Annotated in this window: 8 protein-coding genes and 1 pseudogene; 2 read left to right on the forward strand and 7 right to left on the reverse strand. The window is 63.2% G+C overall.

The window, feature by feature from the left end:
* Positions 1 to 58: 58 nt before the first annotated feature.
* The 7 genes from BLX41_RS07080 to BLX41_RS07110 form a co-directional block, all read right to left on the reverse strand.
* Positions 59 to 1,504, reverse strand: a complete 1,446-nt coding sequence (locus tag BLX41_RS07080; RefSeq protein ID WP_123724310.1) for an alkaline phosphatase family protein — start codon at positions 1,502 to 1,504, stop codon at positions 59 to 61.
* Entirely contained in the window at positions 1,494 to 2,732 is a 1,239-nt protein-coding gene (gene eboE, locus BLX41_RS07085; protein ID WP_123724311.1) for a metabolite traffic protein EboE, read from the reverse strand. The genes BLX41_RS07080 and eboE overlap by 11 nt, the downstream gene beginning before the upstream one ends.
* Positions 2,729 to 3,613, reverse strand: coding sequence for a TatD family hydrolase (locus BLX41_RS07090; RefSeq protein WP_123724312.1), 885 nt, complete (start codon positions 3,611 to 3,613; stop codon positions 2,729 to 2,731). Before BLX41_RS07090 ends, eboE begins: the two co-directional genes overlap by 4 nt.
* Before the next feature lie 54 nt (positions 3,614 to 3,667).
* On the reverse strand, positions 3,668 to 4,435 hold the full coding sequence (locus BLX41_RS07095; protein ID WP_123724313.1) for an EboA domain-containing protein: 768 nt from the start codon (positions 4,433 to 4,435) through the stop codon (positions 3,668 to 3,670).
* The gene (locus BLX41_RS07100) at positions 4,432 to 5,316 is read right to left on the reverse strand and encodes a UbiA family prenyltransferase (RefSeq protein WP_123724314.1); all 885 of its coding nucleotides are present in this window, start codon (positions 5,314 to 5,316) and stop codon (positions 4,432 to 4,434) included. Before BLX41_RS07100 ends, BLX41_RS07095 begins: the two co-directional genes overlap by 4 nt.
* Positions 5,313 to 7,196 (reverse strand): 3-dehydroquinate synthase, encoded by a 1,884-nt coding sequence (locus BLX41_RS07105; RefSeq protein WP_123724315.1) that lies wholly within the window; start codon positions 7,194 to 7,196, stop codon positions 5,313 to 5,315. The genes BLX41_RS07100 and BLX41_RS07105 overlap by 4 nt, the downstream gene beginning before the upstream one ends.
* Positions 7,197 to 7,962: 766 nt before the next feature.
* On the reverse strand, positions 7,963 to 8,514 hold the full coding sequence (locus BLX41_RS07110) for a cysteine hydrolase family protein (RefSeq protein WP_123724316.1): 552 nt from the start codon (positions 8,512 to 8,514) through the stop codon (positions 7,963 to 7,965).
* A gap of 159 nt (positions 8,515 to 8,673) precedes the next feature.
* Between BLX41_RS07110 and BLX41_RS07115 the strand changes: the two genes are divergently transcribed.
* Together BLX41_RS07115 and BLX41_RS34665 are read left to right on the forward strand one after the other, a co-directional pair.
* Positions 8,674 to 9,615 (forward strand): GlxA family transcriptional regulator, encoded by a 942-nt coding sequence (locus BLX41_RS07115; RefSeq protein WP_404942753.1) that lies wholly within the window; start codon positions 8,674 to 8,676, stop codon positions 9,613 to 9,615.
* Between the two features lie 171 nt (positions 9,616 to 9,786).
* Positions 9,787 to 10,133, forward strand: a pseudogene (locus BLX41_RS34665) (mechanosensitive ion channel protein); the annotation flags it as partial.

Below are 10,133 nucleotides of genomic sequence, written 5' to 3' on the forward strand. Positions count from 1 at the left end.
CAATCGAATGTATTCGGGCTCTGTGCTTGAGCGAGTCCGCTCAACACACTGAGCACCGCTATAGGGATGGTTCGCCGCATGGAATCTCCTTGGCCTGAGCCGTGTCGTCATAGGGGCGCCCTAGGAAATGCTCTAGGAGCAGGTGCTTTACCGCAGTGGCCGGGAGGTGCTCCGGCAGTGGTAAATCGCAATCGGTGATCAGTAGCGGCCCCACCTCATCGTTGCTCGGCAAGCGTCCATGGCTGCCGCGAATCAGTCGGGTATCCAGGGGAATCAGGTCCATGTAGTAGCGAAAACCGAGTTTCTTCTGCAGCAGGCGGCGGGCGACCCGCAACTTGGGAAAAGCAATCGCCGGGTCGATGAACAGCTCCAGCGGGTCGTAGCCCGGCTTGCGGTGGATATCCACGGTGCGGGCGAAGTCCGGGGCCAGGCGGTCGTCGAACCAGTAGTAGTAATCGAACCAGAAGCCCGGGGCGGCCACCGCCACCAGCTCGCCGCTGCGCGGGTGATCGAGCTGCCAGGCCCGCTGTTCGGTTTTATCCAGCACCTGCTCGATGCCCGGCTGGCACTGCAGCAGGGCCTTGACCCGAGCAATGTCCCTGGATTGGCGCACGTAGACGTGGGCGATCTGATGGTCGGCCACGGCGAAGGCGGCACTGGCGCCGGGGTCGAGCAACTCCCAGCTCAGGGAACGGCGTACTTGCAGCAGGCCCTGTTCCCGTAGCACGCGGTTGATGGAGATCGATTGCTGCACCGCTTCGATGCCGTATTCGGAAACCAGCATCACCGCCGCGCCTTGTTGCTGGGCAAAGTCCAGCAGGCGCCCGACCTCATGGTCGATGGCCCGCACTTCATCGCTGATGGACGGGTGCTCGGGCCCCAGGCGTTGCAGGCTGTAGTCAAGGTGCGGCAGGTAGATCAGTTGCAGATCGGGGTGACTGATCTGGAACTCGGCGATGGCGCAATCGACGATCCAGCGACTGGAGGCAATGCCCGCTGCCGGGCCCCAGAAGCCCGGAAAGGGAAACTCGCCAATCTGTTGTTCGATGCGTTCGTGCAGCCCGGGCGGTGATGAATAAAGGCCGAACATCTTGCGCCCGTCTGCCGGGTAGTGGGGACGTGGCGTAATGGCTGCATCCACCTCGGCGTACATGTTGAACCACCAGAACAGCTGGCTGCAGCGCAGGCCGGGGATCTCCCGCCGCAAGGTCTGCCAGACCTTTTCACCCTGTATCAGCGCATTGGGCTGCAGCCAGAAGCGCACTTCGGCCTGATCGCGCAAATACCAGCCATTGCCGACGATGCCGTGTTGCGAAGGCGGCAATCCGGTGAGGATCGAGGCCTGTACCGTCGAGGTCACGGCGGGGAACACCGGGCGCAGCCGGGCCATTTTGGCCCGTTGCAGCAGGGCGTTGATTCGCGGCGTGGCCGGGCCCAGCAAGCTGGGGGTCAGACCGACCACGTTGATCAGCAGCAGGGGCTGGCGCAGCGCTTCAGAGGGCATGGGCCGGCGCCTCCATGGGTGACGACTGCCCACGGAGCAAGTGTCGCTGGCGCAACTGTTCTTCGACCCATTGCAGCTCCGCGGCAATGCCCTGGAGCAGGGCTTGTTCGGTGTCCGGGCGCAGGGTGCCGGGCAGTACGTTCCAGCTGTAGGTCTCGACTTCCAGCACCGGCTGGCACTGCGGATGGGCGGCGAGAAAGTCGAAGGTGCGCATCAGGGCCTGCTGGCTGCCATTGAGTTCCGGCAACAGGAACTGCTCACTGAACAAGGGCACGTGAAAGTGAATGCGCAACTCGGAGCATTGGCCCTGCACCGGCTCCACCGCCTGCAGTGCCTTGGGCAGGTCGGCCCAGGCCAGCAGTTGGCCTTTGAGGTCACGGGCCTTCACCTGATGCAGGTAGGTGGCTTCGGCGAAGTTGCCCAGGGCCTGCAGCACCTGCTCGCGGCGTTGCGGGTCAGTCGCGGGCAAGTGACAGATCAGTGCGTTGGACAGTTGGATCTTGCCCACCGGTATGCGCGCCTGCAGCAGCCGTTGCAGCGATTGGTAGCAGTCCTCGAAGACCACCGCCTGATGGCAGACGTCGAAGCACAGCGCCAGGTATTGATGGTGGGGATCGGTGGCTTTCCAACGCTGAAAGAAGGCGATGGCCTGATCGGTGTTTTCCAGTACGCAGTCCGGCTCCATCTCCAGGCACAGCAGGATCTTCTTGCCGCTGCGCCGATGCAGGCTGGCCAGCCCGGCGGTCAACTGCAACAGCTGGGCCTCGGCCTGTTGTTGCTGGGCGTCGTCCCAAAGGGCGGCATACCCCAGGGGCACGCTGGAAATCACGCCCTGCTGGCAGTCCAGGGGCAGGGCGGCGGCCAGCAGCTCCGCCAGTTGCAGGCTGTATTCCAGGCGCTGCGGTTCGGCCCAGGTCGGTCGGTAGACTTCGGCCTTCACCGCACCCTGATGGAACTGGCCGTAGGGAAAACCGTTGAGGGACGTCAGGCGCAGCCCGCAGTCGTGCAACAACCCGAGGAAGGCTTCGCGCACCGCGGGCTGTTGCAGTTCGGCCGCCGCCTGGGCACTGATCCACAGGCCGCTGTCCTGCACCGCCAGCCCGCGCTGGCGGCGCACCCCCTGGAAGTGCTGGCGGATCGAACTCTCCAGGCCGGCCACGTCCCGTGCCGGATGCACGTTGCTGCAGTAACCGATCTGCGCGGCGCTCCAGCCGGCCCGGGTACTCATTTGACCACCGGTTCCTGGCCCCGCAGGGCCGAGTTGTCCTGCCACTGGCGACGCTGGTCGATGGGCAGCGGGGTGCTCACCAGTTGCTTGTCGAGTTGCCCGCTCTGGGCGAAGAAATCCACCGGGTTATGGAATAGCACCTGCTCCACCTGGGCTTCGCTGAATCCGGCCGCGAGCATGGCCAGGCCGGTCTTGGGCACCTTGAGCGGATCGCTGATGCCCCAGTCGGCGGCGCTGTTGACCACCATCTTCTCGGTGCCGTACTCCTTGAGCAGGGCCACCATGCGCTGCTCCGACATCTTGGTGTTGGGGTAGATGGAGTGCCCGCGCCAGCAGTCGCTGTCCAGCACCAGCGGCAGGGTCAGTTCGTTGAGGTGGTCGATGATCACCAGATGCTCGGCGATGCCCACCTCACGGATGACTGCCAGGGTGCGCTTGGTGCCGCCGATCTTGTCCCTATGCGGGGTGTGCACCAGCACCGGCAGGTTGAACTGCTTGGCCAGCTCCAGTTGCGCGGCGAGAAAGCGGTCTTCCTCGGGAGTGATGTCGTCATAGCCGATCTCGCCGACCGCTACCACGCCGTCCTTGACCAGGTAGCGCGGCAGGATCTCCAGCACCTCGTTGGCCACCGACAGGTCATTGGCTTCCTTGGGATTGAGGCCGATGGTGCAGAAGTGGTGAATGCCGAACATGCTGGCGCGAAAGCGCTCCCAGCCCAGAAGGGTGTCGAAGTAATCAATGAAGCTGCCGACGCTGGTGCGCGCCTGGCCTTGCCAGAAGGCCGGCTCGATCACCCCGGTGATACCGGCGGCGGCCATGTTCTGATAGTCGTCGGTGGTGCGGCTGACCATATGAATGTGCGGATCGAAGTACTTCGCCATGGTGAGTCCCTGATGCAGTGGTAGAGAAAATTGAGTGGGTGCGCCGGTGTCGATTCAGGCGTCGGGTGGCAAGTGCTGGAGCCAGTGCGGTGGCAGTCGTCGCTGCTGGCACAGGTTGCGCAAGCGTTGGCGCTGGGCCTGGCTCAACAACTCGAAGGCGATGGCATGGGGCAGTCCGTCGCTGACACTGCGGAACGCCGCCAACTGTTCTTCCATATGCTCCAGGGCCAGTTGGTTGAGGTCGACGCTATGGCGCTGGGTCAGGCCTTCGATGTGCCCACTGTCCAGGCCCATGCCCAGGGTCTTGAGCACCAACTGGTGGAAGGCCCGGTCGTGGTAGTGGCGAGCGGGAAAGGGGTTGTCCAGGGCGATGGCGGCGAACACTTCACGGTTGTTGGTACGTCCTGCCTGGAGCGCCAGGTCGAGGCTGCGACCCTCTGTGTCGAGGTCATCGAGGACCCTGAGCAGCACGCTTTTTTCCGGGTCGTCGCCCCAGAGAAACAGCTGGCGCAGCAGTGCCAGTTGATCGCCGCCGGCCTGCTGTTTCAGCAGTTGCTCCAGGAGCAAGGCTCGGGCCAGTTGGGTCCGGTTCCAGCCCGGGCTGGCGCTCACCCCTGTGTTGCCAAGGCGACGCTTGCACTGGCTGCTGAGCAGCACCAGGGTGTTGGCCGACGGTTGGCTGGCCAGTTGCTCCAGGGCTGCGTGCCACCAGCGACGGTTCTCGTCGTCGAGCTGCTCTTCGAGTTGGCGGCGACGCTCGGCAAAGGCCTCATGGCGCATGGCGAGCGGGAGCGAGGCGGGGAAAATGACGTCCATGGTCATGTCGGCTTGATCCAGCGTTGAAGGTGGGGCAGCAGGAAGAACACCAGCACGCACAGCAGGCTGCCCAGGGGTTGATTGGCCAGGGCCAGCACCAGCGCATCGAACAGCGGCAGGGCGGCGAGGCCGGCACCGATAAAGGCACGAATCTGCCGCTGTCGTGGGTTGGCCAAATGACGCCGGTAATGCCAGCCCAACCAGCCCAGCCACAGCAGCAGGACCAGCCAGAACACCCCGTTGTCTGCGTAAGCGGCGAGGGCCAGGGGGCTGAGCATCAGCAGCAGCGGCAGGCGGCTGAGCAGCTGGTTGCGATGCTCCAGCCGGGCCAGGTAGGTCAGGCCGGCGATGTAGGTGCCCAGCAGCGCGGCGCACAGCCACAGCGGCTGCGGTGGCATGGCCAGGCTGGCGGCGGCGGTCAGGTACAGGGCCGAGCGGCAGCCACCCATGAGCCAGACACTGTGGGGGTATTTCTTGTGCAGCAGGTTGTAGGCCAGGATGAACAGCAGCAGCAAGCCGGCGCAGGCCAGCAGCCAGTGAGGCTGGGGGATCACGTGGCTCAGGCCCAGTACCGACAGCGCCGCCAGCAATAGCAGGGCCGCGGTGGCCATGCTCACCTGAGTCCGGCTGACCAGGCCCAGGACGATTGGCCGGGGGTTCTGATGTTGCTGGTCCCAATCGGCATCCAGCAGGTCGTTGAGCAGCATCCCGGCCAGGTACAGCGCCGAGAGCGCCACCAGCAGCAGGGTCCAGACCAGCGGCGAGGGCGGTGCCAGGGTACTGGCGCTGCTGGCCAGCAGCGCGGCGGCCAGGGCGTTGGTCCACACCGTCGGCAGGTTGGATACCCGGCCCAGGGTCAGCCAGGTGGTCAGGGAGGAGTGGCTCATTGGGCACAGCCCTCGGTCCAGGCGAAGTCCGGCCCACCGAAGCTGCTCAGACGCAGCAGGGCCTGCTCCATCACCGGCAGTTCGATGTGCTGCACATCGGTGGACTGGCCGAGGCGGTTGAGCATCGGGATCGACAACTGGCCCCCCAGGTGCTGGCGAAACTCCTCCAGCCCCAGCAGCACCAGGGAACGGCCCTGGGCATCCTTCAACCCCAACTCTGGTGGGCACAGGTTGAAGCCGAGCTTGTCCAGCAGTTGCAACAGGCGCTGGGTTTCTGCATTGCTCAGCAGGCCGCTGGCATTGGCGTAGAGCGCGTCCAGGGCCATGCCCACCGCCACCGCCTCACCATGGCGCAAGCGATGCTGGCTGAGGTTCTCCAGCTTGTGGGCGGCCCAGTGCCCATAGTCCAGGGGACGGCCGTTGCCCCGTTCGAAGGGGTCGCCGGCCCCGGTGATATGGCCCAGATGCAATTGCGCGCAGCGGAAGATGGCGTAGCGGCTGGCGTGGTGTTCAAAGCTCGCCAGGGCCTCGGCCTGCTGCTCCATCCACTGGAAGAATGCCGCGTCCTTGATCACGGCCACTTTCACCGCTTCGGCCAGCCCGGCGATCTGGTCCCGGGGCGACAGGCTGAGCAGCAGCTGGAAGTCGTTGATCACTGCCGTGGCCGGGTAGAAGGCTCCCAACAGGTTCTTCTGGGCGAAAGCGTTGATGCCGTTCTTGACCCCGATGCCGGCGTCGTTCTGGGCCAGTACCGTGGTCGGGATGCGGATCAGTCGCATGCCCCGGTGGAAGGTGGCGCAGGCATAGCCGACGGCGTCCAGTACAGCGCCGCCGCCCAGGGCCAGCACATAGCAGTGGCGGTCCAGGCCGTGCTCAAGCATGTGGGCATACAACTGCTGGAGGACGTCAGGGGTCTTGCTCAGTTCGCCCGCCGGCACCGGGATCGGTGCGGCCTGCAGATGCAGGTCGGTGGCATGGGCACTGAAATAGGCACCGATCTGTTGCGGCAGTTGCGGGGAACACTGCAGCAATTGTTCATCGATGAACACCAGCACGGTGGTGCGTCCCTGTTGCGCCTGGGCCAGTTGCCGGTGCAGGCAGGGATTGTCGACCTGGAAGATGTGATCGGTGAACAGCACCGGGTAGTGGTAGCTCACCTCGAAGCGCCCTTCCAGAGGCTGACTCTGCTCCATCGGCGGTTGCGCAACCCGAGGCTTGAGCAGGCTGCGGGTGCCCAGGACCAGCCCCGGCAGCACCATGCTGGCGAGAATGGTTGCCAGCAGCGCGTTCTGCTCCACCAGCAAACTGCCGATGGCGGCATAGGCCAGGGCCAGCCCGGCATTGGCCAGGGTGGTGACCAGCAGGAACTGGCGCAGTGGATAACGCTGCATGCCCGCGGCCAGCACCGAGGTCTCTGCCAGCACCGGGACGCCACGCAGGCAGATCAGCGACAGGGTGCTGAGGCGATAGGCCAGTTGCCCCGGCTGCCAGCTCCTGAGTCCCAGCCAGTTGGATAGCAGGCGAAAGTACCCGGCCCCCAGCCAATAGCCCAGGCAGGCTCCCAGGCACAGGCCGATGAAGATCACCAGATAGCCGCCAATGGCGCCCAGAACCGCAACGGCCAGCAGCGCCACCAGGCTGGAAGGCACCGGCAAGAGCACGTCCAGGGCCAGCAGGGTTACCAGTAGCAGAGCGAGGCTGGCGCGTTGCACGGGATCGGAAGGGAGGAAGCTGCCCAGGTGATTCAGCAACTGTTGGATCTGTTGTTCAAACAACAGGAAGCTGGCGACCACCAGGATCGAAAACAGCACTAACGAGAGCCAATAATTTTCGGCCGCACCCTTGAATGAAAAAACTCGAGGCAATGAACTGCGCTTCATCAAGCATCCCTCTTGATTAATATGACTAATTCCGTGTCAGTGTCAGCTGGGTCAGGCAGGGGGGCGTCCGGTTATTGAATTCCTCGACAGTTTTTATTGGTTTTCTGGCGGCTGAAGAACACTTCAGTGGCGAGTAGCTATCAAGTTAGCCAAGGCCGCTGGATTTGCAAGTAAGGTGAATGAAGTGGCTTGCAAGGCTCTTTTCTGGCCCGCAGGGAAAGTATCGGGCTCGGCCAGTGATACTATTGCAAACGCCTTTCCGGCGGGGCGTGGTACACCCTTGCTGCTTGGCTTCAGGGGCAATGAATTCGGGGGCTAAATCCCGTGGCAGAGAAATTTTAAGATTTCGCTATATGTATTATTTTCTTTGGTTATATGGAATTAAAGGTAACCGTAAGAAGTAAGCGTTGGCATTTATAAATGTTGATGTTATTAGGCGCGAGTCGGCTCTTGGTAAAGCTCAAGGCAGGATTTGAAATAATGGGGCTTTCAATAATTTCCATTAGTCAGCTATTGAATATCGTTTTTGTTAATGACGCCATTTATTTGACCGCTGCCAGTTGTTGGGGTGCGGACTTTATAGCAACTAACAATTGGCTTAAATAACAAGAATCATTCGTATGTAGTCTGGAGAAGTTGTCTTGCTTGCGACAACAGTTGGTGTGGCGCTCTTGCCCTGTGGATATGCCGCGGGGGCCTGAGTGCCAGGCCAGACAAAAACGGCGGTGAGCCTGAGCTCACCGCAGTCGTCGGCGCAGAGTGCGGGCTATCGGGCCGCGAGGAACTCTTCGGTGGACAGGACATTGGCGTAGGCGAATGCCAGGGCCGACATCACTGTGCTTTGTACTTGCGCCGCCGGCACTCGCTGGCCATCGAACTCCAGGTCGAGGGTGGCGCAGGCGTCGTGTATCACCTGTACCGGGTAGCCCAGGTCGGCAGCGGCCCGCGCGGTGCCCTCTACGCACATGTGGCTCATGTTGCCCACTATCACCAGTTCATCGATGCCTTGTTGCTGGAGGATCGCCTGCAGTTCGGTTTCCCGGAACGAGTTGACGAAGTGCTTGAGCACCACGGGTTCGTCGGCGCGGTTCAGTACCTTGGGATGCAAGTGCGCACCCTCGGAGCCCGGGGTGAAGAAGGGCGCGCTGTCGGAGGTGAATTCGTGGCGGATGTGCACCACCGGTTGTGCCCTTTGGCGAAAGGTCTGAATCAGCCTTGCCGCGTTGTCCGCTGCGGCGTCGACCCCGACCAGGGGCCATTTGCCGTGGGCGAAGTAGTCGTTCTGGATATCGATTACGATGAGCGCCTGTTTGGCCATGGGTGTTGCCTCCAAGTGAGTGGATAACCTGGAGCCCAGTATCGGTGGCTCTTGCTCCCTGGAGGATTGGCCGCATCGACATTAACAGGGGGAAAACTGACAGTGGGCATTCAAGGCTCGGTCGCCGAACTGGGCGTACTGCTTTATCCCGGGGTGCAGATGGCGGCGGTGCATGGTCTGACCGATCTGTTCGAAGTGGCCAATCGCATTGCCCGCGAACAGCCTCAGGCGCAGCTGCCGCGGTTGCGGGTCAGCCATTGGCAAACCGTTGAGGCGCAAGGCCCACAGCGGATCTACGACAGCCAGGAGGGAGAGAACGGCAGCCTGCTGGCAGTGGTGATACCGCCTTCGCTGGCAGGATTTTCCGCCAGCCAGTCGTCCTCTGCCCTGGTGAGCTGGTTGCGCCAGCAGCATGCGGCCGGAGCCACGCTCGGCGGTGTCTGCGTGGGCTCGATCCTGCTGGCCGAGAGTGGCCTGCTCGATGGCCGCAGCGCCACCACCCACTGGACTTCGGCCAAGGCTTTTGCCGCCCGTTATCCACAGGTGCGCCTGGAAGCCGACCAACCGATAGTCGACGATGGCGACCTGATCACCACGGCCGGGCTGATGGCCTGGGCCGAACTGGGACTGCGCCTGGTGGACCGCCTGCTGGGACCGAGCATCGCCAGTGCCACTGCGCGCTTTCTGGTGATGGAGCACAGCGACAGCGCCAGCCAGTGCGGCAGCAACTTCGCGCCGATCCTCAACCATGGCGATGGGGCGATCCTCAAGTTGCAGCACTGGCTGCAGGCCAATGGCGCGGTGGATGTGTCGCTGCCGGTGATGGCGCAACAGGCGGGTCTTGAAGAGCGCACCCTGTTACGGCGTTTCCGTGCGGCCACCGGCCTCAAACCGACCCAGTACTGCCAGCACCTGCGGGTGGGCAAGGCGCGGGAAATGCTCGAGTTCACCAACGGCACCATCGATCACATCGCCTGGACCGTGGGTTACCAGGACCCGGCGACCTTTCGCAGCCTGTTCAAGAAAGTCACCGGCCTGGCCCCTAGCGAATACCGCAACCGCTTCGGTGTTTCTCCCAGTGCCGCCAATCGGAGCCAATAGGCTCGGCGCCGGTCGAGTCTGGTGCCATAGCGCGTTGCGCAGGCCGGGGTAATAGGCAGGGATTGACGGGGCCGCCTTCGCCGGCAAGCCGGTTCCTGCGGAAGTTGCAGCGAACTTGCCGGGCATTTGCTGATCAGTTCCTTACAGACCCTGCTGAAGGAGCCCCGCGTTGTGTTGAATTTCAAGACCGCGATTTTGCTCGGGGTGCTGCTCGTCCTGGGCAGCCGCGAGCTGGATGCCGCCACCTTGCCTGCCCCCGTAGCGGCACAGGCACCGGCGAAACCGGAACTGCTGGTGGAGGGTGGCCTGCTGGGCGCCATCAGTTCGAGCATCGATGAGGTCCAGGAAAAACTCGACCTCAATGAAAACCTGATCGATGCCTGGCGCCTGCGGGCTGACCGTGCAGCGGACGAAGTGGGGCGACTGGTCAATCAACCCTCGGACCGCTCGGGGTGGAGTATCGCGGGGGATTTCCTCACCTTGTCCGGCACCTGGCTCGGCAGCTTTGCCTTGATCAC

The sequence above is a fragment of the Pseudomonas protegens genome (genome assembly GCF_003732485.1).
GTDB lineage: Bacteria > Pseudomonadota > Gammaproteobacteria > Pseudomonadales > Pseudomonadaceae > Aquipseudomonas > Aquipseudomonas protegens_B.

What these genes read in the sequence shown, in the direction of transcription:
- BLX41_RS07080 (WP_123724310.1), bottom strand. Translation starts at nt 1,504, where the DNA reads ATGCCCTCTGAAGCGCTGCGCCAGCCCCTGCTGCTGATCAACGTGGTC.
- eboE (WP_123724311.1), bottom strand. Translation starts at nt 2,732, where the DNA reads ATGAGTACCCGGGCCGGCTGGAGCGCCGCGCAGATCGGTTACTGCAGC.
- BLX41_RS07090 (WP_123724312.1), bottom strand. Translation starts at nt 3,613, where the DNA reads ATGGCGAAGTACTTCGATCCGCACATTCATATGGTCAGCCGCACCACC.
- BLX41_RS07095 (WP_123724313.1), bottom strand. Translation starts at nt 4,435, where the DNA reads ATGACCATGGACGTCATTTTCCCCGCCTCGCTCCCGCTCGCCATGCGC.
- BLX41_RS07100 (WP_123724314.1), bottom strand. Translation starts at nt 5,316, where the DNA reads ATGAGCCACTCCTCCCTGACCACCTGGCTGACCCTGGGCCGGGTATCC.
- BLX41_RS07105 (WP_123724315.1), bottom strand. Translation starts at nt 7,196, where the DNA reads ATGAAGCGCAGTTCATTGCCTCGAGTTTTTTCATTCAAGGGTGCGGCC.
- BLX41_RS07110 (WP_123724316.1), bottom strand. Translation starts at nt 8,514, where the DNA reads ATGGCCAAACAGGCGCTCATCGTAATCGATATCCAGAACGACTACTTC.
- BLX41_RS07115 (WP_404942753.1), top strand. Translation starts at nt 8,674, where the DNA reads ATGGCGGCGGTGCATGGTCTGACCGATCTGTTCGAAGTGGCCAATCGC.